The organism is Hungatella effluvii (genome assembly GCF_003201875.1).
GTDB classification, from domain to species: domain Bacteria; phylum Bacillota; class Clostridia; order Lachnospirales; family Lachnospiraceae; genus Hungatella; species Hungatella effluvii.
This window is the reverse complement of sequence record NZ_QJKD01000009.1, coordinates 245,853-267,308: the sequence shown is the minus strand read 5'-3', so window position 1 is coordinate 267,308 and position 21,456 is coordinate 245,853. Positions and strand designations below refer to the sequence as shown.

At 49.0% G+C, this 21,456-nt stretch carries 25 protein-coding genes; 5 read left to right on the top strand and 20 right to left on the bottom strand.

Going from position 1 to position 21,456, the window contains the following annotated elements:
• The first annotated feature begins 272 nt into the window (after window positions 1-272).
• Complete coding sequence (locus DFR60_RS31335) at window positions 273-350, top strand: putative holin-like toxin (protein WP_349698721.1); 78 nt, start codon at window positions 273-275, stop codon at window positions 348-350.
• 331 nt (window positions 351-681) lie between these two features.
• Here DFR60_RS31335 and DFR60_RS18060 read toward each other — a convergent pair whose 3' ends face one another.
• Together DFR60_RS18060 and DFR60_RS18055 are read right to left on the bottom strand one after the other, a co-directional pair.
• Window positions 682-1,374, bottom strand: coding sequence for a riboflavin kinase (locus tag DFR60_RS18060; protein WP_243005114.1), 693 nt, complete (start codon window positions 1,372-1,374; stop codon window positions 682-684).
• Between the two features lie 9 nt (window positions 1,375-1,383).
• Complete coding sequence (locus tag DFR60_RS18055; protein ID WP_110324139.1) at window positions 1,384-2,028, bottom strand: ECF transporter S component; 645 nt, start codon at window positions 2,026-2,028, stop codon at window positions 1,384-1,386.
• 418 nt (window positions 2,029-2,446) lie between these two features.
• On the opposite strand from DFR60_RS18055, the gene DFR60_RS18050 reads away from it, so the two are divergent.
• A complete protein-coding gene (locus DFR60_RS18050; protein ID WP_110324138.1) occupies window positions 2,447-3,427 on the top strand; it encodes a serine hydrolase domain-containing protein in 981 nt (326 codons plus the stop codon).
• Window positions 3,428-3,465: 38 nt separating this feature from the next.
• The gene (locus tag DFR60_RS18045) at window positions 3,466-3,654 is read left to right on the top strand and encodes a cysteine-rich KTR domain-containing protein (RefSeq protein WP_002602578.1); all 189 of its coding nucleotides are present in this window, start codon (window positions 3,466-3,468) and stop codon (window positions 3,652-3,654) included.
• 182 nt (window positions 3,655-3,836) lie between these two features.
• On the opposite strand, the gene DFR60_RS18040 is transcribed toward DFR60_RS18045, so the two are convergent.
• From DFR60_RS18040 to DFR60_RS18000, 9 genes are all read right to left on the bottom strand, one after another.
• Window positions 3,837-4,232: an STAS/SEC14 domain-containing protein gene (locus DFR60_RS18040; RefSeq protein ID WP_110324137.1), complete on the bottom strand. Its 396-nt coding sequence runs from the start codon at window positions 4,230-4,232 to the stop codon at window positions 3,837-3,839.
• Window positions 4,233-4,259: 27 nt separating this feature from the next.
• Window positions 4,260-4,799, bottom strand: a complete 540-nt coding sequence (locus DFR60_RS18035) for a PadR family transcriptional regulator (protein ID WP_110324136.1) — start codon at window positions 4,797-4,799, stop codon at window positions 4,260-4,262.
• A gap of 183 nt (window positions 4,800-4,982) precedes the next feature.
• Window positions 4,983-5,354 (bottom strand): hypothetical protein, encoded by a 372-nt coding sequence (locus DFR60_RS18030; RefSeq protein ID WP_110324135.1) that lies wholly within the window; start codon window positions 5,352-5,354, stop codon window positions 4,983-4,985.
• A gap of 47 nt (window positions 5,355-5,401) precedes the next feature.
• Window positions 5,402-5,896, bottom strand: coding sequence for a hypothetical protein (locus DFR60_RS18025; RefSeq protein ID WP_110324134.1), 495 nt, complete (start codon window positions 5,894-5,896; stop codon window positions 5,402-5,404).
• Window positions 5,897-6,008: 112 nt separating this feature from the next.
• Entirely contained in the window at window positions 6,009-6,287 is a 279-nt protein-coding gene (locus tag DFR60_RS18020) for a hypothetical protein (RefSeq protein ID WP_110324133.1), read from the bottom strand.
• A 367-nt stretch (window positions 6,288-6,654) separates the two neighbouring features.
• A complete protein-coding gene (locus DFR60_RS18015) occupies window positions 6,655-7,203 on the bottom strand; it encodes a hypothetical protein (protein ID WP_110324132.1) in 549 nt (182 codons plus the stop codon).
• A complete protein-coding gene (locus DFR60_RS18010; RefSeq protein ID WP_110324131.1) occupies window positions 7,200-8,294 on the bottom strand; it encodes a sensor histidine kinase in 1,095 nt (364 codons plus the stop codon). The genes DFR60_RS18015 and DFR60_RS18010 overlap by 4 nt, the downstream gene beginning before the upstream one ends.
• Window positions 8,291-8,962 carry a response regulator transcription factor gene (locus DFR60_RS18005; protein WP_110324130.1) on the bottom strand — a complete coding sequence of 224 codons (672 nt, stop codon included), beginning with the start codon at window positions 8,960-8,962 and terminating at the stop codon, window positions 8,291-8,293. The genes DFR60_RS18010 and DFR60_RS18005 overlap by 4 nt, the downstream gene beginning before the upstream one ends.
• Window positions 8,937-9,734, bottom strand: coding sequence for a hypothetical protein (locus tag DFR60_RS18000; protein WP_110324129.1), 798 nt, complete (start codon window positions 9,732-9,734; stop codon window positions 8,937-8,939). The genes DFR60_RS18005 and DFR60_RS18000 overlap by 26 nt, the downstream gene beginning before the upstream one ends.
• A gap of 201 nt (window positions 9,735-9,935) precedes the next feature.
• Here DFR60_RS18000 and DFR60_RS17995 point away from each other — a divergent pair, with 201 nt between their 5' ends.
• Both DFR60_RS17995 and DFR60_RS17990 read left to right on the top strand, forming a co-directional pair.
• Complete coding sequence (locus tag DFR60_RS17995; RefSeq protein ID WP_110324128.1) at window positions 9,936-10,517, top strand: TetR/AcrR family transcriptional regulator; 582 nt, start codon at window positions 9,936-9,938, stop codon at window positions 10,515-10,517.
• Complete coding sequence (locus DFR60_RS17990; RefSeq protein ID WP_110324127.1) at window positions 10,514-11,146, top strand: acetyltransferase; 633 nt, start codon at window positions 10,514-10,516, stop codon at window positions 11,144-11,146. Before DFR60_RS17995 ends, DFR60_RS17990 begins: the two co-directional genes overlap by 4 nt.
• A gap of 10 nt (window positions 11,147-11,156) precedes the next feature.
• Here the strand turns inward: DFR60_RS17990 and DFR60_RS17985 are convergent, their stop codons facing one another.
• The 9 genes from DFR60_RS17985 to DFR60_RS17945 form a co-directional block, all read right to left on the bottom strand.
• Window positions 11,157-11,525 carry a DUF4180 domain-containing protein gene (locus DFR60_RS17985; RefSeq protein ID WP_110324126.1) on the bottom strand — a complete coding sequence of 123 codons (369 nt, stop codon included), beginning with the start codon at window positions 11,523-11,525 and terminating at the stop codon, window positions 11,157-11,159.
• 36 nt (window positions 11,526-11,561) lie between these two features.
• A complete protein-coding gene (locus DFR60_RS17980) occupies window positions 11,562-12,107 on the bottom strand; it encodes a PadR family transcriptional regulator (RefSeq protein ID WP_110324125.1) in 546 nt (181 codons plus the stop codon).
• A 400-nt stretch (window positions 12,108-12,507) separates the two neighbouring features.
• Window positions 12,508-13,887, bottom strand: coding sequence for an MATE family efflux transporter (locus DFR60_RS17975; RefSeq protein WP_110324124.1), 1,380 nt, complete (start codon window positions 13,885-13,887; stop codon window positions 12,508-12,510).
• Between the two features lie 70 nt (window positions 13,888-13,957).
• Complete coding sequence (locus DFR60_RS17970; RefSeq protein ID WP_110324123.1) at window positions 13,958-15,364, bottom strand: sulfatase family protein; 1,407 nt, start codon at window positions 15,362-15,364, stop codon at window positions 13,958-13,960.
• A 157-nt stretch (window positions 15,365-15,521) separates the two neighbouring features.
• Complete coding sequence (locus DFR60_RS17965; RefSeq protein WP_110324122.1) at window positions 15,522-16,805, bottom strand: glycoside hydrolase family 125 protein; 1,284 nt, start codon at window positions 16,803-16,805, stop codon at window positions 15,522-15,524.
• Between the two features lie 109 nt (window positions 16,806-16,914).
• Window positions 16,915-18,015 (bottom strand): GntR family transcriptional regulator, encoded by a 1,101-nt coding sequence (locus tag DFR60_RS17960; RefSeq protein ID WP_110324121.1) that lies wholly within the window; start codon window positions 18,013-18,015, stop codon window positions 16,915-16,917.
• Window positions 18,016-18,200: 185 nt separating this feature from the next.
• Window positions 18,201-19,214, bottom strand: a complete 1,014-nt coding sequence (locus DFR60_RS17955) for a glycoside hydrolase family 76 protein (protein WP_110324120.1) — start codon at window positions 19,212-19,214, stop codon at window positions 18,201-18,203.
• A 32-nt stretch (window positions 19,215-19,246) separates the two neighbouring features.
• Window positions 19,247-20,536 (bottom strand): ABC transporter substrate-binding protein, encoded by a 1,290-nt coding sequence (locus DFR60_RS17950; RefSeq protein ID WP_110324119.1) that lies wholly within the window; start codon window positions 20,534-20,536, stop codon window positions 19,247-19,249.
• Window positions 20,537-20,570: 34 nt separating this feature from the next.
• The gene (locus DFR60_RS17945; protein WP_110324118.1) at window positions 20,571-21,446 is read right to left on the bottom strand and encodes a carbohydrate ABC transporter permease; all 876 of its coding nucleotides are present in this window, start codon (window positions 21,444-21,446) and stop codon (window positions 20,571-20,573) included.
• Window positions 21,447-21,456: the final 10 nt, after the last annotated feature.

The window sequence follows — 21,456 nt, the reverse complement described above, 5'->3', positions numbered from 1 at the left end:
AGACTATACTTAAAAACAAAGCAACACCGCTGTGAAACCCTTATAGAATAGGGCTTCCAGCGGTGTTTGAATTTTTTTACTGTCAAAGACGGGATTTTAATTCTATATTAAAAGTTGGAAAATTCCAATTTGCTATGTAATTTTTTATTTTATCCATAATTTTGTCATTCAAAGCTCTAACCAGAAAATGGTGTAATAAGTGCTTTTTTCTGTTGCAAAACCATTGATTTTACCGGCTTTTCCGGGACTTTTCAAGATGTTGCCATTATAACATGAGTACATATGAGACACTTTCTTTGATGATTGCGTTTGGAGTACTTATCATTATGATTATAGGTACAAAAAAATAGTCACCCGCCCTCCAAAGCAAATATGACTATTCTTGTAGAAACATAACTTTTTAGAAGCCACTCGCTGGAGTGAACTGCCTTTTTTGTATCTTTATTATAAGCCAATTTCAGTTCATCTGTCAATCATGATTTTTTAGTGTTCCTCTTGCATTTTTCCTTTACTGTTAGCCATAAACCTGATTCATGTAAAGCAGGAAAGATAATGCCACTGCCGAAAGCTGTCCCGAACTCATACTATACAAAACAGACTGCCCATCGGTCAGGGAGTTAACCAATTGAATATTCTGAATCTAATCATCTGTAGAAATAAAAATACATTTCTTTTTCTATCCTACTTCAACTGAATCCTATAACCATACCCAACAACAGTTTTAATAAAATCATGCTGCGCGGAATATACCTTTAATTTTTTTCTTATCTGAAAAATCGTATTCTCCACCGCATGGCAATATCCATTTGACGCTTCATGCCAAACCGCTTCATAGATTTGTTCCTTTGTAAATGCAACTTCCGGATTTGAGTATAACATATATAAAATATCAAACTCCTTTTTGGACAAGGACAGCCGTTGATTATCAACTTTTACTGAATGAGTTTTTATATCCATGTACAAGTGCAACGATACAGGCTTTATTCCCCAGAACTCCGATGAAGCCAGGCAATCCATTCTGATCTGTTCTAATAAAAGCGATAAATTATCAAATTTCAGAGGACTGCGTATTTTTCTATATAGCTGTATTTCCATGGTATTCCCATATATCTCTTTATTAAAATTCAAAATATGCGTTTCCACAGACAGGTCACAATCGTTGTCGATGGTCGGACGTGTTCCTATATGGGTAATTCCATAATATACGTTACTGTCCAGCATCACCTTTGAAATATACACCCCCTCCTCCGGCAAATCACTTTTGTTTACGACTTTCAAATTTGCCGTAGGCATACCAACCAATTTACCAATCCCGCGTCCATGGATCACAACTCCTTGTAACACGAAAACAGGGAAATGCTTCATTCTTTCCATTTTATTTCCTCATATTATCCCGTTCATGGATAGGATGAACAGAATACAGCTGATCATGATCATAACAGTTACCAAAATCAATCCTGCAGGCCGTTTTTTACCTTGCTTTACAGATGCCGTGACGTAACCGCCTTTTCTTAATGCAGTTATAACAGGCTTATACAGTAAAAACGTAAATCCCCCATTAAGCCCCGATTTAAGCAAATTAAATAGGAGAAATGCCGGGATCAGTAATTTAGCTACCGCTTCTCTTGGATACCCCATATAGAGCGGCGTGACAAGATAATTCCATAACATCATGACTGCAGTCATCGTCACGCCTCCGACGGCCAGCCCGATGACAGCTCCCGTCAATGTACGTTTTCTCTTATAAATTACCGAAGCGGTACAGGCGAATGAACAGGAGGAAATTATATTCATTATACAGCCAATAATCCCCGTTTCACTGACCGAAAGCATTTCCAAAAAAGACACAATCACGGAAACAATACAGGAGGTCATCGGCCCCCATATCAGTCCGCCTAAGGCTATGACCGCATCTTTCGGATCATATTTTAAGAATAATACAACTGGAAAACGCCCGAAAACCATAACTACGTATGAGACTGCGCACAACATTGCAATGGCAGTGATATTCTTCGCTTTGCTGTTCATGTTCTATCCTCGATCCCCTTAAAAAAATCAGCATCTGAAAAATGTCCTTCAGGTGCTCATAAACGTTATAGATGGTACAACCACAGGCTTGCGGACTTTACCGCCAGTCGGGTATTTCACCCTGCCCTGAAGACCTCTTATTCCGTTGTTATAATCATCATACACACAAAATTCTCTGCTTGCAAGATACAGGACCGATTTCGGAACTATTTCGGAAATGAACAATTTGGGGAAAAATTTTTAAAAAAGTTGTTGAAAAACATTTTTAATGCATTTACCCTATAGATATGAGGAGGTAATCCCACGATATGAGGAGGCAGAACCAGGCTGAAACGACACCAGCTAATGGGTATCTGATAAAAGGTATCTGATCATGGCTGCCCGACAACGGCGCCTAATGACAAAGGAGACAAACAATATGAATCAGGAAAAGATCGCTGCATTGGAAGAGATCATTCATAGTCGTTACAGTAATACTGCCGGCATGATTGTTTTAAAAAATGGAGAAACACAGTACGAAGGCTATTTTAACGGATGCACGGCCGCCAGCTGCATCAACATTTTTTCGGTAACAAAAAGTATTATTTCTATCCTGATCGGCATCGCCATCGAAAGAGGGGCGGTCCAGAGCGTCAACCAGAAGGTGCTGGACTTTTTCCCGGACTTCCCGGTTGAAAATTACAACGAAGGGGAAACAACGATACGGGATATAACGATACGGGATCTGATGACAATGACTGCCCCGTACAAGCATCAGGAAGAGCCGTATCTGGAATATTTTACAAGGGATGACTGGGTAAGCACCGCACTGGAATTATTGGGCGGGCCGGAAAAGTCAGGGAAATTCCGCTATACGCCCTTTATTGGCCCGGATATTCTATCAGGCATTCTGGTAAAGGCAACCGGACAATCCGTGCTCGACTTTGCGGCGGAACACCTCTTCGCCCCGCTCGGTATTACAGTGAAAGGCAATGTAACTCTGGAAAATGAAGAAGCACACTACGCCTTTATGAATGCCAGAGACGTAAGCGGCTGGGTGATGGACTCGAAAGGGATTCATGCGGCGGGATGGGGGCTGACGCTCACGGCCAGGGACATGGCGAAGATCGGTCAGCTTTACTTAGACGACGGCAAATGGGACGGGAAGCAGATCGTCTCTGCCCAGTGGATTGCCGAAAGCACAAGGGAGCACAGCCGGTGGGAGGAGTTAAATCTGCCCTACGGATACCTGTGGTGGATCGCAGATGATAATGCATTTGCAGCCATGGGGGACAGCGGTAATACCATTTATGTCAACCGGGAGAAAGAGCTTGTCATCGCTATCGCTTCTCTTTTCAAAGAAAATACCGGGGACAGAATGGATTTCATAAAAGAATGTGTGGAAACCATGTTTGCATAATCCGGACATGGAATTGCCGGTTAGGAGTGTGATAGTAAATGATGAACGCCATGTGGTTACTGTGTCCGATTTGCGGTAACAAGACACGAATGAAAGTAAGAGACGACACCGAATTAAAGAATTTCCCCCTGTACTGCCCCAAATGCAGACAGGAAAGTCTGATCGACCTAAAACAGCTTCAAATAACAATCATAAAAGAGCCAGACGCAAAGACGCAGAGCCGATAATCCAGAAGTTTATAAAACTTCGGATTACCGGCTCTTTCTATTTTGCACTCCCTCCGCCGGAGCAGGCCATCTGGTTATCATAAAAGCCAGCCTTTCGCCTCCTAAAATCATCCATGCAGTTTACTGCAAACTTCAGATGGCTGCCCCGGCGTTTTACACTGTGCTTCCATCTATCCTTCTGTTCATGAATGATCGCTGACAAGCCAGGTCTTCCCCTCTTCCATATCCGTGCACAGATAATATCGCCCGTCGTCCAATACTCCCGCTTTTTTCATGGCACAGCGTAAGACTCTCAGACTTTTCCTGTCCGCGGCAATGGATAGTTTTACGATTCTTGGACTCAGCCGGCCTATGTGCCGCATCACAGCCTCCAGCACTTCAGGCGTTAAAGAGGTCTCATAGAGATCGATCATAATCCTGCGCTGTTCCGGAGATTCCAGGATAAAACGCTCCTCTTTCTCAATCATTTTATACAGAGACTCCGCATCATCAAAATAGCTTCCATAATGGATTCCGTGAAAATAACCGCCCTTGTAATAGTAAGGGCTTAAAGCACCGCTCGGTGACTTTCCCGACATAAGTTTCCCTCATTTCCTGGTCCGCTCCTATTTTGCAGTCAGTTCCTTCAGCACTTTCCCTTCCCGTATATGGCGGCACCACTCGATGGTCTTCTCCGTAACACTTATTCCGTAATAAAGAGTCGACATTTTATAGTAACAGCTGTCGAGATGATCCATATGACTGAGGCTCTTCTCTAATGCTTCCAGCTCGCGCAGATAGCTTATATTGTTGTTCTCATACAGGAGAAGCTGGGTGTCCCGGATCTCTGCCGGCAGTCTGTCGAAAAAGTATACTTTCGCCAGATTAAGGTTCGTGCCGTCCAGAATATTCATCGGCGACGACAGCCATTCTAAAAAACTGGATTTCCCCGCTTCCGTTATGTGATAAAAGATCTTCTGGCGGCCGCCCTGCGGATGTTCATACGTTGTCACAAAACCCTTGCCCGTCAGCCTCTTGAGCGCGGGATACAGACTTCCAAAGCTGGCCTTATAAAAGACTCCGAAGCTTTTCTCAATATTCTTCTTAATATCGTATCCGGTTAAATCTTCATCATATACAATCCCCAGGATCAATGATTCGAGCATGGCTCCTCCTTCTGAATTAAGCTTCTATATATCTAACAGATATATCTATTAGATATATTATAATGGAGAGAAACAAAAATGTCAATCTCTATTTTAAAACCTCCACAAAAATACGCAGCAGTTCCGTGTTTCGGCAAAGCCCCAGGGCAAACGCCGGAACGCAAAACTACTGCTGTAATCCGTTTAATCGTGAATTCCCTTTGTCATCGGAATCAGCATCAGAAGTGCAAGTATTCCTGCCAGGCCAACGACGACACCTGGAATCATTTTGTCAAATACCATGCACAGGCACATGCCAACCCCCAGCAGCAGCGCCCCCAGCACACCGGCCAGTACCGATCCGACGGTCTTTGCGTTCAGCCTGATAGGGCTCTTTCCTTCCATTCTGCGCCATACAATCACAGTAATCAGAAGAATGATAAGGCCGACTACACCGGCTATGATGCCCTTCTGGAACATCCCCCACTCTTCAACCAGTGCCATGCACATTCCCAGTGCAAAAAATACGATACCTACGGTGCCAAGAATCAATGCTACGAAATTACTTTTTTTCATATTGAACCTCCATATTTAATATTTTTATTTCATATTTTATTTTTATTTTAAATAATATCCTGTTCCATTCCTGCAAGGCAGGGCTGTGTCTCCAACAGGCGTATAAAATGGTTGGGCAGGTAGAAGCACGGCTTGCGGGACAGCCGCAGCGCTTTCGACTCTGATAAGAGTTCTGCCACAAACTGAGAACAGAAATAATGATTCTTCCAGTACAACGGCAGCCGGAGAACACAGCATAGTACTCCCAGGCGGGTATACCGGTAGTTCTCCCTGTTTTCAAGAAAATACCGGATTCTCTCCTCGATTCGTTCATAGACGGTATCCGAAACATTCAGGCAATAGAGGCGGCTGCACCGGACTCCCCGACGCCTGTGTTTTTCCGTTGTTTCCACGGCAAAGCCACGGTAATTAAAGCTGTAAAACTGTGTCGGCTGGTCTCCCAGCGCAATCGAACTGTGGGTATACCCCTGCCCTCCGATGTAGTAAACCAGACTGGAAATCCAGTCGGAATACTTTGTAAGTAAAATACATATCTGCTTCATCACTGGAATTTATGCAGTGTCGTACTGCCTTTTCTGCGAAGGACCGCAGCCGCAGCCACAACCGCCATAACCGCGGCGCCGGCTGTTATCACCATACCAACCGCTCTTTTATTCATTTGTCCACCTCCCCGCTCTCCTCCTCATCGCATCGTTCCAGAAACGCATCGACAAAGGCATCTTCCACCTTTTTATATGCGCCCACCACGCCATCCTCGATTTTCTTATACGCTCCTTTGACCGACTCTCCTGTTTTTCCGGTCTTCAGGCGGTATCCTGAATCGGAAACCGCATCCTCCTCCAGAAATGCATCCGTAAATTTCTTCTCCGCCTTCTCATAAGCACCTATTACTTTTTCCCCGACTTTACCGGGCTTTAAACGATATTCAGCCATCTTAATCTCCTCTCACAATCCGACCGGCAAAGCGCCGATTCTAAAATACAGTATCTCTTAACGTAACTGCATCTCCCATGGCACCCGCTATGAGCAGTGCATTTACATTATGAGACGCTGAGTTTATAAACAGAAACAATTACATCCAGAAAGAACAGCAGCATGAGAGTCAGCCTGTCACCGCTCTTACTCACAGGCCCTGTCTTTCGTCTGTGTATTATCATTCACCGCCTTTCTCAATGGGATAATGAGAGTATAGCCCCGCTGTATTTCTTTCTTGTTTGATTTTTGTTTCCATAATATTAAAAAGCGGCAGCTTCTCACGTAATTATTTCCTTTTACGGGAGAAACTGCCGCTCATGCTGTTTCAAATCAAAAGGTCACTGCCCTTTTCACAAATTTCGTAAATCTCTTCATACTTGTCTTCTATCAATGGCGATACCTTTGCCGACTTTTTCCTCAGCAGCGTCCGGTATAAAAAGTATGGAAGAATCCATCCGGTAAAACCGGGGACAGCCAGCAAAATACAGAGAACCACCATCGGAGGTTCAGCCGTAACAGCGAAAACCGAGCCGGCCATAAACGCGGTTCCCATGATTCCGGTAACAAGGGCTCCTATGACAGCGCCTGAGCGTTTGGACCGCTCCAGAGTGTCGATCTCAGCAACACAGCTGTCAAAGTTCCTCTGCAGACGGGTCAGCTCCGCCCTGTTGCAGAGTTTTCTGTCTCTCCGGAAGCGCAGAACTGCACGGCCGGCGGTCTCCGCATTCTCTTTACGGCTCACGCCGTTTGGATCCTCCTCCCATCCGAAACAGGGATAACTGTCCAGATACAGCGATGCAAATGAGGCCGGGACAGACTTTTCCTTGTATTCATATCCAACGTATTCCGCACCGTCTTTCCTGATTCTTGTCATGATGTCTGTGATTCCTCCTTCTTTGCTGTAGTGCGGGGCAGCGAGACCGTAAAGACGGTGCCCTTCCCCTCTGTGCTGTTCACGGTAATCGTCCCGCCGCTCATCTCCAGGACACGCAGCACCAGGGCCAGGCCAAGGCCGTTTCCCTCTGTGGAATGGGACGTATCCCCCTGATAAAATTTGTCAAACATATGCTTCATCATCTCCGGCGTCATACCGCATCCGGTATCCCCCACCTCTGTGATAATGCGCTCTTCGTCAGAAAACTGACGCAGGCTCACCGTTCCCCCCGCTTTTGTAAACTTAAAGGCATTGGACAGCAGGTTGTTCCATACCAGCTCCATGAGTTCTTCATCTGCCTCGATCACGGCACGGTCTTCCATGTCCGCTTCAAAATTAATGTTTTTCTGCTCCCAGATGGCCTCGAAGCCGATGGCGCAGTCGCTGAGCTGGCGGCAGAGATCGTATGGCTCCGGTTTCGGCTGTATCTTCTGGCTTTCCAGCTTGTTCAGCTTCAGAATATTGTAGATCAGCGACGTGAGACGCTGTGTGCTCGACAGAATCCGGTCTGTATACTCCTGCTGTTTCGGCGTCAGCTCCGTGGTGCCAAGCAGCTGCGCATAGTTCTGGATGGCCGCCAAAGGCGTCTTCAGCTCATGAGAAACGTTGGCCGCAAAATCATTTTTCAGCGTCTCGATGGAACCCAGTTCCTCCACCATCTTGTTGAAGTCCACAAACAACGCGTCAATATAGTCCATATCATTGGAGGTATGACGCTTGGGAATGTAGACGGAAAAATCCCCCTCCGCCACCTGTCTGGCCGCGGCGCTCAGCTTCTTAATCGGGCGGTCAAAATTCAAATACTTCCGCAGGGCCAGCCCGCCGGATACGAAAGCAGCAAGAACAATACAATACAGAAAGTACCATTTTATATAGGGGCCTGATTCCTCCAGTATGAGATGGGCGCCACCGTAGAAGATCGTCGGCAGCATCATCAGAACCGCCAGCAGAAACACCAGCGCAACATAGGCGGGAAAAAAGAAATAACGGCGGGTGACCCGTGCATCCTCCGTACCCTTGTTTATCGTCATAACAGCACCGCCTTATACCCCAGCCCCCGGATCGTCCGGATCTCAAACTCATTGCAGGCGGAAAATTTGTCCCGCAGCTTCGTGATATAGACATCCACGGCCCGCAGACTTGTATCGCTGTCCACGCCCCAGAATTCATCCATCAGCTGGGAGCGGGAAAATGTGTGATTGGGGTATGACAGCAGTTTGAACATGATGTTAAACTCCCGCGTCGTCACCGGAATCTCCTGTTCGCCCTGCGTGATCTCCATACCATCGGCGTCCAGAACCAGACTTCCCACCGTCAGTCTGCGGCTGGCCTCGATATTGGCCCTGCGGAGCAGCGCCCGCACCCGCATCAGCAGTTCGCTTAAGTCCAGAGGTTTGACCATATAATCGTCGATCCCCAGATCGAACCCCCTCTGTTTAAAGGACAGATCGTCTCTGGCACTGACAAACAGGATGGGGATTCTCTTATTCAGCCTGCGAATCGTTTCGGCAAATGCAAAGCCGTCCGTTCCAGGCATCATGATATCAGAGATAATCAGATCATAGAAACTGCTGTACATCTCGTCATAGGCACTTTCCGCAGACAGCATTCCTTTCGCCTCATAACCGCAGTTATTTAAGTAGCTGCAGATACTCTGTGTCAGTTTCTCGTCATCATCTACCACCAGTATGTGAATCATAAAGATCGTCCCCCTTCTTATTGTAAACGTTCTTATTGTAAATGTTCTTGTTGTAAATGTTCTTGTTGTAAATGTTCTTGTTGTAAATGTTCTCTTTATAAGAGTCCTCTCTATGCAGGTCCTCAGCCTCAATCCGGCTGATGCGCCGGATCATATAAACACCAAGCAGGGCCGCACAGATTCCGGTGACCGTTCCCAGAAAACCGTTGACCGACGGATCCTGCGCGTCATCTGCAAACGCAAGAATCGCTGACTGGGTCAGTACCAGCGAAATCAGCGAAGTCCCCAGGCTGATAATCTTCAGCGCGTGAAGCAGAGGGGAATGGTACTTCCGGTATTTTATTACGCCCCATACATTGACGCCGATTTCCGTAAAGGTGATCGTTGCAATGGTGATAGCCGCGATTTTTCCATAATTGACTGTTTTCGGATGGCGGATTGTCCAGAGGGAATATGCAACATACAACAGGCTGGCGGCTACCATGACGGCTCCGGCAAGACGGTAATAGAAATACTGATTCTTCCGTTCCTTAGACCGCACAGTTCCTGCCAGGGCGCAGTACCTTGCTGCCGTCATACCCAGGGTATAACAGCCGTTCATACAGGCAAACACCGAAAGTGACAGCGCGCCGGAGATAATTTTTCCCAGCCCCAGCAGCATGCAAAAAGCGCCCGTCGCCCCCGTAATGTGCAGGGACCTGCTGTCGGACGCGTTATAATTTTCCCTGATTCTCTGGCTTCCGTCCCCGATCCACTGGTACAGGATGCGCATCTTTTTCCTCCTTTTTTCCGTCTTTTTTCTTACTGTAGCACAGTTTTGTTTCAGTTTTGTTTGAGTTTGAGAGATTTCCCATATAAATAGCTGCTGTCATTTCATTCATTTTCTTGCTTTCTTCATCATACTGTGTTACAGTTTTCTGTACAATCATCAATATACCGATTTATGTTGGAATAATAGAAAAGAGCCGACGCCATGAATACGAAAAATAATCAACGCTACCGGGAAACGGAGATCCGCATGGATGCCGCCATGCTGGAGCTGATGAAGCACACGGAATTTGAAAAAATAACAGTCAAAAAGATATGTGAAACCGCCGAAGTCAACCGGTCCACGTTTTATGCGCATTTTACGGATATTTACGATATGCTGGATCGAATGGAAGACTTTCTGCATCAGGAGCTTCTGGAAAGCTATCCGTCCCACAGCAATCCGGAAGATCTGCCGTTCTCGGACCCGCTGATTCTCCTTTTCCTGCAGCATATCCGGAAGCATCAGTATTTCTACCGGATTGCTCTGCAGACCAGGCGGGCATTTCCGCTCAAACAGGGGTTTGAACCTATGTGGAATCTAATTTTAAAACCGCGCTGCCAGGCGGCCGGGATTACATCGGAGGATGAAATGATGTATTACTTCGTTTATTTTCAGGCGGGCTTCACCATGGTGGTAAAACGCTGGGTGGACACCGGGTGCAAAGAGAGTGAATCCAGAATTGCGCAGACGCTTAAGAACTGTATTCCTGCTGTCTGGCAGACGTCAAAGGGGGATTTGGAATGAAGAGATTATTGATTTGGGGAGCCGGAGACCAGGGAACGGTAACAGCAGAATGCGCTCTGGCAATGAAACGATATGGTGAGATTGATTTTTTAACGATCCGTGAAAAGGAATCCCGGCAGATACCCGGCCACAAAATCTATGAGGAAACAGACGGGAATCTCTTAGAAATTCTCAGCGCTTATGATGAAGTGATCGTCGCAACCGGCAGCAATGACCTTCGCGAGGCAAAGCTTACGAAGCTGGCTTCTTTAGGGCTTCACCCGGCCTCCCTCCTCCACCCCACAGCGGTGATCAGTCCCTCCGCCGTAATCTCGGAAGGCTGTACCGTGCTGGCCGGAGCAGTCATTAATACAAACGCTTCTGTTGGCATCGGATGCATTGTAAATACGGGAGCTGTCATCGAACACGACTGTATGATCGGAGATTTTGTCAATATCTGTCCCAGGGCCGCCATGGCAGGGCACACAGAGATCGGCCGAAAAGCATATTTAGGGATCGGCTGTACGATCATTGACGATATCAAGGTAGGGGCCGAAACCATAGTGGGGGCCGGCGCCGTTGTCATCCGGGATATTCCGGATCATACGGTTGTCGCAGGCGTTCCGGCAAAGGCAATCAGACAGTCCTGACTTTTTGGGCTTACCGTATCTCGGTAAGCCTTTTGATTGCCTCTTCCCGGTCACTGGTAAAGAACACATCCTTTCCATGATTACTCTCGTAAATGAAATCCTTCAGGGGCTTGCTTGTATATCTGGAAAAATCACCGTAGACTGCGAACTTTATCCCATAATTTATAAACTTCTGCAAGATTTCGCCTGCCAGCCCTGTGCTGAGAATGAAAAATTCTTCTGCGACCGCCTTCTTATTCAGCGCAATCCTTTCACAATCAGTCTCATATTTCATACTCATCATGAAGTCCAGCGCCGACTGTGCGTCCTTGAGAATGCATTCCCCGCTGTAAATGACTGCGGCTTTTGCCTGATTCATCGTTATAATTTCTGTCTGCATACCTTATCACCACCTTTTCACGCATTTTTTCAATCGTCATTTCAATGCCTTCAGTCCTTCGCGGAACCGGACGGTCCATTGAAGTTCGGCCTCATAGGACTGGCAGAGATTATCATAAATCTGGTCCCATACATAGTGCTCCTGCTCAGACCGGTTTGGGAAATATTTCTGACGCCGCTTCTCCTCCTGCCGCATTGCAATCTGCTCTCTGACCTGTTCCTCATACCGGGCAAGCAACTGGTCAATCTTTTCTTTTTCCATCAGTCCGGCCCAGGAAATCTGAATCAGAAACGCTTTCTTAAACTCCGGACTTTCCGGCTCTGTCTCCAGAATCCATGCTTCCAGGGCCGCCCTCCCACTGTCCGTGATCGAATAAACCTTCTTGTTGGGCGCGCTTTCCTGGTACTGCAGCTCGTTTGTAACATAGCCCATATCAAGAAGCTGTACCAATGCTTTATAGATCTGATTGTTATTCCCCGACCAGTACATGACCGGCGAATCCTGCATCATACGCTTCATGTCGTAGCCAGTCATTGGCTTCCAGTTCAGCATTCCTAAAATTGTGAAATCGATTGTTACCATGATAATCCTCCTTTTTGATGATGAAACGGTTTTTCGGTATATTAGCCGCTTATTGTTGGGGTTGGGGACGGGTATTGCTGGGTTCAGGTATTATTGCCTTTAAGTATGATTGATTAGGTTCACACATCAATGCTCCCGCATGTCATCTCTTTTATATGTTATCTTTTACATATGTTATTTATAACATATCACTGCTTACTATGTCAACCCCTTTTATTTTTATCTCCCCCTCCCCCACACACGCGTCAAGAAAAAAAGAGCCAAACGCCCTCCGTCCCAACGACAGAAAACCGTCCAGCTGCTTTACTTTCTCTGCAATAGCCTCTAACCCTACCGCCTCTTTATTTCCTCAAAAGTCTCCTTATCATACCGATTTATCTCTCTGTGATTCAGACATGCTCTACGCCTCCACAATATTCTGCAGCCATATCCCCTTTTTCACCAGCACATAACCGATCACACACTTAATAATCTCGATCATCTGGCAGGCGAAATAGAGGGGAACGATCGGCACCGCCGTGTAGCGGCTCAGCACGTAGGCGCACGGAATGCTGACCACCCACATGAACACGCTGTCAAAGACAAAGGTCACAATCGTCTTCCCGCCGGAACGCAGGGTAAAATACGACGCGTGCAGAAATGCCCCCATCGGCATATACAGCGCAATCACCCGGATAAATGCTGTCGCCAGCGCCTTCACCTCATCCGTCGTATTGTAAATCATAGGGAACAGAGGGGCCAGAAGCGCCAGCACAGCACCGATTCCAAGGCAGAGGCACACGGAAAATGCAATCAGCTTCGTATCCGTATCCCGTGCCTCGTCCATCTTTCCTGCCCCCAGCAGCTGACCGATGATGATGGCCACCGAGTTGCCTAAGGCGAGATACACCACATTGAATACATTACCGATGGTGGAGGAAATATTGATTCCCGCCACTGCCGCCAGTCCGCGCACAGAATAACACTGCATTAACGTCGCCATGCCGCCGGCCCACAGGACCTCGTTGACCATCAGGGGCATCCCCTTGATAACGATCTGCCTCACCAGACTTCCGGGAATGTACAGGCTGCGATACGCCCCTGTGATAAATGGATTCTTCTTTTTATGGCAGTGCGTCCACCGAATGACAATCCCTGCCTCGATAAATCTGGATATCACGGTAGCTACCGCCGCGCCTACTACGCCCAGCACCGGCGCGCCAAACTTTCCGAAAATAAGGATATAGTTTAATACGAGATTCACAAGAACGGCCACGATTCCCGCTTTCATTGGGATAACCGTCTCTCCGCACTCCCTTAAGGTGCTGGTGTAAACCTGCTCGATGCCAAATGGAATCATCCCCAGAATCATGACCAGCATGTACTTGCGCCCCTGATCCAGCGCCAAAGCCAGTCCCGCCGCATCCTCTTCACCGTGAAGATACATGGATATAAAACTTTCTCCCCATACCAGAAACAGAAGGCCCGCCACGACGATAATCAGAACGCTGAAGATAAGCTTAAAACGGAACGTATGGCGCACGCCCTCATGATTTCCACTGCCATAAAACTGCGCGCTGAAAATACCTGCGCCGGAAATCGCCCCGAAAATGCTGATATTAAACACAAACATCAGCTGATTCACGATGGCCACGCCGGACATCTGCTCCGTTCCCACCATTCCGACCATAATATTATCCAGAAGCCCCACAAAATTCGTGATGCCGTTCTGAACCATGATCGGCACCGCGATCGCGAGTATCATCCGATAAAAAGCCCTGTTTCCAATATATTTTTTCATCCGTATATGCTGCGGAATCCGCGTCCGCAGTCCCCCCTTATAACAATCTCTTAATTGTCTCCAAAGTATATCATACTTTTTCCTCTCTTACAATGCGGGAGCTGTCGAAATCCCCGGTCTTTTCCTCCCACTCCCGGAGCCGCGCCTCCAGCTCCAGACGTTTTTCCCGGAATTCCCCGTTGTGTGCCAGGTTCACCTCTTCCAGCGGATCTTCCGTTAAGTGGTACAGAAGCCACGGCATTCCGTAAAATCTCACATACTTCCAGCCATCCCTGGTCACGATTCCACGCCATGGCTGATCCACGCTGTCCGGTCCCCCGTTGGGCGCCACCGACTGGAGATATACGGAATCCGGGATTTCGCCGTGCGTTTCACCCCGGTTTAACCGGCAGAAGGAGTAGTCAAAGCCCTCCATCCAGTCTGGCTTCTCAATACCGCACAATCCCAGGGTGGTCGGAGCGATATCCACATGGTTTATCATCACCCGCTTCACCGCCTTGCAGCCCCTTGCACCGTAATCCATCGGAATCTCTCCGCCAATCAAAAACGGAATTCTCACCGCTTCCTCGTAAGGCGTCATCTTTCGGAACTGTCCGTGAGAGCCCATCATGTCTCCGTGATCGCTGAAGTACATGACATGCGTCTGTTCCAGCAGCTTCCTGCCACGAAGCTTACGGATCACCCGTCCCAGATTCCAGTCCACATTTTCAATCATTCCATAGTACCCGGCCAGATCTTCGGCCGCCCGGTCCCTGACCGTTTGCAGCGACGGCACATTCTGCCTGAATTCAACGCTTCCTCTGCTCCTGCCTCCCATAAATTCAGGCGGCGCAATAAACGGATCGTGAGGCGGCTGAACCGAGAGCACTGCAAAAAACGGCCGTTCCCTGTCTTCGTCCAGATATTGGAGCAAAAGGGCCGTAAGGGCGTCGGTCTCATAGCCCTCCAGCTTCTTCATCACCTCGCCCTCCCCCATGTCTCCGTGTACATAGGAATCCCATGGACTGTTGTTATTCTCATATCCCAGCCACTTTTCAAAACCGCCTCTCCGCTCTCTCGGGATGAAATGAAACGCCGCCCTGCCCTCGCTCTCGTGGAATCCATCCAGATGCCATTTCCCCAGATAAAGAGTCTCGTAACCATGTTCCCGGAATACACTGGCAATCGTCGGCAGCTTCGGATCCAGCGGATATTCATGGCCCGGCACACAGTGGTGCGGATAGCGGCTTGTCAGCATGGAACCCCGAAACGGACTGCACAGCGGCATGCCGGAGTACGCCATTTCAAAGTCACAGCCGGTGCGGGCCAGCCAGTCCATGTTGGGCGTTGACACATTGGGATCACCGTGAATTCCCATCGCCTGCCCCCTGTGCTGGTCGCTGATGAACCAGATAACATTTTTCCGTCTCTCCTTCGGCCCCTCTTCGGCCCCGTGATTCATTCCGAATCTTGTTTCCTCTCCAACTGATAATCCCATCTTTCCCCTCCATAAATAGTTTCAAACAGTTTAAACGATCTCCCGCATACTCTCTGCACGAGCCGCCGCGGCAAACAGAAAAGCGCACAGATTTCGTTTCCAGCCATTGCTGAAATCTGTACGCCTTCACCACAAAATACCAGTCTCCTCTGTCTCCTTACAAGAAGAAAAACTCTTCTTCCTTCAATTTCAGCATTAACGCAGAAAATAAGCTGTTGGCCCAGGCAAACCAGGAGCGGGTAAACCGGGTGGGATCATCTTTATGGAAGCTCTCATGCATAAAGTAAAGCCCTGCATGCGTTCCGGCCAGCTGCTCTAAGCAGGCCAGTATCTCCTCCCGGTCAGCCGAGGTCAGTGCGCGCATAACAATTGCAATATGCCATATGTAATCCTCCGGCGTATGGGGGCTTCCCACACCGTCCGCACAGGCGCCGCGGTAGTAAAACGGGTTATCCCCGGACAGTATGAATTTTCTCGTATTGACATAGAATTCATCCTCACAGCCGCAGTAATGTAAGTACGGCATGGCTAAAAGGCTGGGAGAGTTAGCGTCATCCATCAGATTATAGCGGCCCAGTCCGTCTGTCTCGTAGGCGTACATCTTCCCGCAGCGCGGATGCTCCACCATTCCAAACGCTTCAATTCCCTCCTGGATCTGCTTCCTCGTCTTCGCATATTCCTCTGCCAGGGAAATGTTCTTTAATACCTCCCGGAGAATCTCCTCCCCAAATCCCAGCGCAACCACCGCCATCATATTGGAAGGAATCAGATAGCCATACGTGCAGCAGTCATCGGAAGGGCGAAAGCCAGACCAGGACATCCCCGTACGCCCCACCGGATTCCCCAGTCCTCCGCACGGAAGAGTGTCGGTCTCCGGGCAGTCAGACCGCTCAAAGGTATAGGCCGAGTTATCATGGTTCTGCTCCGTTTTGACCACTGACAAGAGTACGGCCAGCATCCGCTCATATTCTTCTGTAAAGATATCGGCGCTGCCAGTTTCCTTCCAGTAGGCATGCGCCAGATAAAGGGGCGCACAGAGGGAATCCAGCTCGTATTTCCGCTCCCATACCCAGTCGTTTAACTGCGTTTTATCCTGGTGGCCTCTGCCGTCCGGAGCCTCGTTAAACGCGTTGGCATACGGGTCCGTCAAAATCTGACTCGCCTGTTTTCCTATAATGCCGCGCAGAATTGCCCGCAGCCTCTCATCCTTTGCTGCAAACGGCACGTAGTGCATAACCTGAAAAGAGGAGTCACGGAGCCACATGGCCTCGATATCTCCGGTGATTACGAAATACTCCTCTTCCCCCAGCTTCTTTACTGTCGTATCAATGGTATTTAAAAAACATGGTTTCACAAGCGGCGCCAGCGGCGGGTACGCTTTCTTATAGTAATTTTCCAGCTCGTCAGCTGTCTCTGTCAGTATTTCCGGTCTCTCTATCATTTTTCCTCCATCCAGCCTGTGAGTGCTTTTGGAAATTTTCTTGCACTCATCTTAGTGGCTGCTAAACTGTCTCGGTCAAATTCCTGGTACAGCATTGCGCAACGCTGTACTAATTGCCCGCGGGAATAATCTTATACGGAATCAGTACCGGCTCGATATTCCGGCTGCCATTTAACTGATCTCTCACAAGGGATACGCTCGTCTGTCCCATGGCGATCTCGTCCTGGCTGATATGGGTAAAGTCCTCTTCTCCGGTTATATTGTCATAACCGTCGAAGCATACAATCGTATACTTCTCCTCAACGCCCAGCTGCACGAGAGAACTCCGGATGATTCTGGCAATATCGTATTCCACCGCGAAAAATGCCGTGATATCCGGATGGCTTCCGATAAACGCCTTCACCTTATCATAATCCTCGCGGAGCGATTCCTCCGTGCGGTGGGACGGCAGCGTGGCCTTCAAATCCGTCAGCCACATGGACTCATTCGTGGTCAGGCCGTGTTCTAAATGGCTGTCCAGAAAGCCCAGATGACGGTCTGCGATCGTAGGGGTGTCCACTCCGCAGTGGGACGCAAAGCAGATATTCCGGTGGCCCCGGTCCAGGAGCCAGTCCGTCAGTTCCCTGGCCGCTTTCTGGTTGTCCGTCCCCACATACGATACCGGAACGCCTTTCAGCCTCCGGTCTAAAAGTACGATGGGGTACTCCTCCACCGCCAGTTTCAGCACAGTCGAGTTAAAATTCTCTCCGTGCACGCACATGATGATGATCCCCTGTGCGCCCAGGGAAAGCATCCGGTCCACTGCCCGGCTCTCTTCTGTCCTGCTGCCATTGGTACAGTGAAGCACCATGTAATATCCCAGTTCCCTGCAGGTCTTCTCAATTCCCAGAATCAGCTTATAGCCGTAGCTGCCTCCAAAGCCGTCCATAATCACACCGATCACCGGAGAATCCGTCTTTGTCTCCTGCGGAAGAGACTCTGCCGCCTGCTCCCAGGAGTCGTTGACAAACGATCCCTTCCCCGGCATCCGGATGATAATGTTCCGCTCCGCCAGCATATCCATCGCCTTTTTTCCTGTTATCCTGCTCACATTATAGATTCCACACAGTTCTTTCTCAGAAGGGAGCCGCACACCGGTCTCATACTTCCCTGACCGTATGTCATTTAATATCTCCAGATAAATTCTTTCATATAATGGCTTTCCCTTCATGACTTCCTCCATTCTTCACTCAACCTGTGCGCAGACGGGCCAATGAGAAGAAAGCTCCCCTTCCTTCTCTTTCAGCCCCGCCGTTTTCTATCGTTTCATCCAGACTGCATGGTATTATATAAATGATATATCATTTATATAATACCATGTGTCCTTACAGGAGTCAAACGGCTCCCGTTCCCTGGTCAGCACCTTGCCGCCATCTCCATCACCATGATTCCGCTCAGATGCTGAGCCAGATCCACAGTGCCTGTCTCCGGCTCATCCCAGCTGCCGCCGATCAGCCCCTCCCGGTTCATTCCCCGGTTTGCCACGGTCTCCGCGTGGAAGTGAATCATCTCCCGGATCTCGGGCTCATTTTTCTTCTCCGCATAGAGCTCGCAGCAGTAACGGAAGAAAATCCCCCGGAACAGACCGCAGTCATCCGGTCCCTCATACGGGATTAAACCGCCGTGGCTGTCGGCCAGCCTCCGTTTTGCCTCCCGAAAGGTGGCAAGCGCCATCTCGTAATATTCCTCATCCTTTGTGATATGGTAGTACTCTAAAGCTGCCTGCATAAATACTCCCTGACAGTACGTAAACTCCCACTCATAGTCTACTTTTCCGTCGCCCAGCCGGTTGATCCCGTCCCAGACAAATCCATTGTCAGGATCCACCAGATGGCGTAAGTTCCACTGAAAGATCCGTTCGCCCCACTCCAAATCCTCGGGCCTTCCAAATCTCTGGTATAAACGGAATGCCAGGATCGCCGCCGGTGCGTTGGCCGGCGTATTTTTGTAATCCAACTGCTTCTTCTGCCAGGCCAGTCCGCCGCCCATATGGTCATTCCAGGCCGTCTTCACATCTTCCCAGATCGTAAATACCTCTTTTCTGCATGCGTCGTTTTCCGTCACATCCCAGAGACGCAGAAGCGCCAGGGCGATCCACTCCATATCGTCATACCAGTTGTGGAGAAAGGTCTGGTGATTGGCGTTCCAGGTGCCGGTCAGTTCCTTCCTGATCCGTTCCATGTAGACGCCATTCCCGGTACGCAGGTATCCGTCCAGCAGGGCGTCCACCGTATGGGCATGCCACCAGTATACAAAGGCTTCCTCCTCTTTTCTCGGAAAATGGTGCTCATAATACTGCTTCTCGTCATCCCAGTAACAGCGCTCCAGCGCCTCCTGGGCAAGGTTTAATGCATCGTTCAAGTCTGCCATCGTTCTGTCTCCTCTTTATTCCGCGGGAAGCGTTATTTGGAAGCTGCTTCCGCCAATATCTTATCGCCCTGTTTCTGAGCCGTGGCCAGAGCCTCCTCTGCGGAGAGCGTTCCGCCCACAAACAGATCCAGCTGCGGCCGAAGTGCCAGGCCTTCCACATCGGAGTAACCCGGAACCGGCATTCTCGTCGTGGCATACAGCATGGTCTTAGAAAATACAGATAAAATCTCGTCGTTCATAAAGTAATCGTCTGCCGCCGCGTTTTTATTGGCTGGAAGATTGGCACTGAGCTTCGCAAATTCCACGCCGTTTTCCGGTTGTGTCGTCCACCATTTGATGAAATCCCACGCAGCGTCCGCGTTCTTTGCCTTACTCGGAATTACCAGGCCGAATCCACCCATGATCGCGGACCGCACTCCTCCGGGGCCCTCGGGCTGTTCCAGTACACCGTAGGAGATTCCCGACTCATCTAAGGATTTGAGCGCCCATGGCCCGTTGAAGCAGATGGCTACCTTGCCTGCCTTAAAGCCGTTTCCTCCGAAGCCATCCTCGAAGCCCAGATCATAGACCTTCTCCTGATTCAGCAGTTCATCCCAGTAATTCAGCACAGCCAGTCCCGCATCGGAATTAAATGCGGTAACCGGTGGTGTCACCGTATCATCCACCATCTTTCCGCCCGCCTGGAGAATCCAGTTATTGAAGAGCCCCGGATCCGACAGGGAAAAACCGGACTGTTCCAGCTTTCCGCCTGCATCTCTCTTTGTAAGTGCCGCAGCGGCGGTCTTTAAGGCATCCCACGTACTGATTTCCTCCGGATTCACTCCGGCTTCCTTTAAAAGGTCTTTATTATAGAAGAGAATTCTCGTATCCACCGTCAGGGGAATGCCATACTGTTTGCCGTCGTTTCCCTTCATCTCTTCGACTGTGGGCTGGTAAAACTGGTCCATATCCACCTTGTCGCCTGCTATGTAGTCATCCAGCGGCATAAAAGCTCCCTTTGCAGCGTATGTAGCCGTGGTAAAGCGGTCCCACATGACGATGTCCGGCACGTCCCCTCCGGCGATGGCAGTGACTAACTTCTCTTCCATGCTGTCCTGTACTGCGTATGTCACATGGTACTTCTCCTGGGAATTGTTGTAATTCTCGGTCATCTGGTTGATGTATTCCACCGCGTCGCCGCTCATGGACCCCCACATGGTCACTTCCTGCTTTCCTGCCGCCTCAGAACCCTTTTCGCCATTTCCGCCATTGCCCGTGCTGCATCCGGCCAGCAGACCTGTCGCTACTGTGGCCGTCAGAACGGCCGCCATTAACTTTTTCATATTTGTTTTCTCCTTTTTATGGTTTAAATATAGTTTATTTTCCTCCGCTGAAGGCAATCCCTTCCACGTAGTATTTCTGTGCAAATAAGAACAGCAGGACCATGGGCAGGGTGGCGATCACCGTGCCTGCCATCAGCGGACCGTACTGGGTGTCATACTGGTACTGAAACGTGGCAAGCCCCACCTGAACCGTCTTCATCTTATCGGAGTTCAGCACAATGAGAGGCCACATAAAGCTGTTCCAGCCCGACTGGAATGTCATGATCGCCAGCGTAATGGCCGCAGGCTTGATCAGCGGAAAGTAAATCTTCGTAAATATCTTAAACTCCCCGCAGCCATCGACTCTGGCAGCCTCAGCCAGCTCGTCCGGCAGCGTCTCGAAGAACTGCTTCATAAAAAACACTGCAAAGGCCCCTACCGCGCCCGGAATGATGATGGCAAAGTAACTGTTTATAAAGCCGTTTCCGCCCTGTCCGAATAAGTTGTTGCCGCCTACCAGAGGGAAGAATTTTAAGACAAGAAACTGGGGAATCATGGTGGCTACCGCCGGGATCATCATCGACGATAACAGGATCAGAAACGACACCTTTCTTCCCTGAAATTTAAGCTTTGCAAATCCGTATCCCGCCAGCGCGCCGAAGAATAAGTTCGTCGCCACGCCGCTGGCCGCCAGGATAAAGGAATTCATAAAATACCTGGCAAACGGCATGGTTCTGAACACCTTCGTGTAATTGGCCAGTGTAAACTTCGAGGACAGCAGGGACAGGGAGTTGGAGTAAATCTCCGCCTCCGGCTTAAATGATGTGGATACCATCCACAGGAACGGATACACGGTGGCAAGAGATATCAGGACCGCTCCCGTATACCATAAAATACTCTTTGTACGTCTTCTTACTTCACGGCTGTTCATCTTCTTCCTC

Bases quoted from the DNA above. Each gene is read 5' to 3' on its own strand.
- DFR60_RS17950 (WP_110324119.1), bottom strand. From the start codon at position 20,536: ATGAAAAAGTTAATGGCGGCCGTTCTGACGGCCACAGTAGCGACAGGT.
- DFR60_RS17945 (WP_110324118.1), bottom strand. From the start codon at position 21,446: ATGAACAGCCGTGAAGTAAGAAGACGTACAAAGAGTATTTTATGGTAT.
- DFR60_RS18055 (WP_110324139.1), bottom strand. From the start codon at position 2,028: ATGAACAGCAAAGCGAAGAATATCACTGCCATTGCAATGTTGTGCGCA.
- DFR60_RS17995 (WP_110324128.1), top strand. From the start codon at position 9,936: ATGAATACGAAAAATAATCAACGCTACCGGGAAACGGAGATCCGCATG.
- DFR60_RS17955 (WP_110324120.1), bottom strand. From the start codon at position 19,214: ATGGCAGACTTGAACGATGCATTAAACCTTGCCCAGGAGGCGCTGGAG.
- DFR60_RS18000 (WP_110324129.1), bottom strand. From the start codon at position 9,734: ATGCGCATCCTGTACCAGTGGATCGGGGACGGAAGCCAGAGAATCAGG.
- DFR60_RS18060 (WP_243005114.1), bottom strand. From the start codon at position 1,374: ATGGAAAGAATGAAGCATTTCCCTGTTTTCGTGTTACAAGGAGTTGTG.
- DFR60_RS17960 (WP_110324121.1), bottom strand. From the start codon at position 18,015: ATGAAGGGAAAGCCATTATATGAAAGAATTTATCTGGAGATATTAAAT.
- DFR60_RS17985 (WP_110324126.1), bottom strand. From the start codon at position 11,525: ATGCAGACAGAAATTATAACGATGAATCAGGCAAAAGCCGCAGTCATT.
- DFR60_RS18005 (WP_110324130.1), bottom strand. From the start codon at position 8,962: ATGATTCACATACTGGTGGTAGATGATGACGAGAAACTGACACAGAGT.
- DFR60_RS17970 (WP_110324123.1), bottom strand. From the start codon at position 15,364: ATGGGATTATCAGTTGGAGAGGAAACAAGATTCGGAATGAATCACGGG.
- DFR60_RS18030 (WP_110324135.1), bottom strand. From the start codon at position 5,354: ATGAAAAAAAGTAATTTCGTAGCATTGATTCTTGGCACCGTAGGTATC.
- DFR60_RS18020 (WP_110324133.1), bottom strand. From the start codon at position 6,287: ATGGCTGAATATCGTTTAAAGCCCGGTAAAGTCGGGGAAAAAGTAATA.
- DFR60_RS31335 (WP_349698721.1), top strand. From the start codon at position 273: ATGAGTACATATGAGACACTTTCTTTGATGATTGCGTTTGGAGTACTT.
- DFR60_RS18050 (WP_110324138.1), top strand. From the start codon at position 2,447: ATGAATCAGGAAAAGATCGCTGCATTGGAAGAGATCATTCATAGTCGT.
- DFR60_RS18010 (WP_110324131.1), bottom strand. From the start codon at position 8,294: ATGACGATAAACAAGGGTACGGAGGATGCACGGGTCACCCGCCGTTAT.
- DFR60_RS18035 (WP_110324136.1), bottom strand. From the start codon at position 4,799: ATGCTCGAATCATTGATCCTGGGGATTGTATATGATGAAGATTTAACC.
- DFR60_RS17990 (WP_110324127.1), top strand. From the start codon at position 10,514: ATGAAGAGATTATTGATTTGGGGAGCCGGAGACCAGGGAACGGTAACA.
- DFR60_RS18025 (WP_110324134.1), bottom strand. From the start codon at position 5,896: ATGAAGCAGATATGTATTTTACTTACAAAGTATTCCGACTGGATTTCC.
- DFR60_RS18040 (WP_110324137.1), bottom strand. From the start codon at position 4,232: ATGTCGGGAAAGTCACCGAGCGGTGCTTTAAGCCCTTACTATTACAAG.
- DFR60_RS17965 (WP_110324122.1), bottom strand. From the start codon at position 16,805: ATGATAGAGAGACCGGAAATACTGACAGAGACAGCTGACGAGCTGGAA.
- DFR60_RS17975 (WP_110324124.1), bottom strand. From the start codon at position 13,887: ATGAAAAAATATATTGGAAACAGGGCTTTTTATCGGATGATACTCGCG.
- DFR60_RS18045 (WP_002602578.1), top strand. From the start codon at position 3,466: ATGATGAACGCCATGTGGTTACTGTGTCCGATTTGCGGTAACAAGACA.
- DFR60_RS17980 (WP_110324125.1), bottom strand. From the start codon at position 12,107: ATGGTAACAATCGATTTCACAATTTTAGGAATGCTGAACTGGAAGCCA.
- DFR60_RS18015 (WP_110324132.1), bottom strand. From the start codon at position 7,203: ATGACAAGAATCAGGAAAGACGGTGCGGAATACGTTGGATATGAATAC.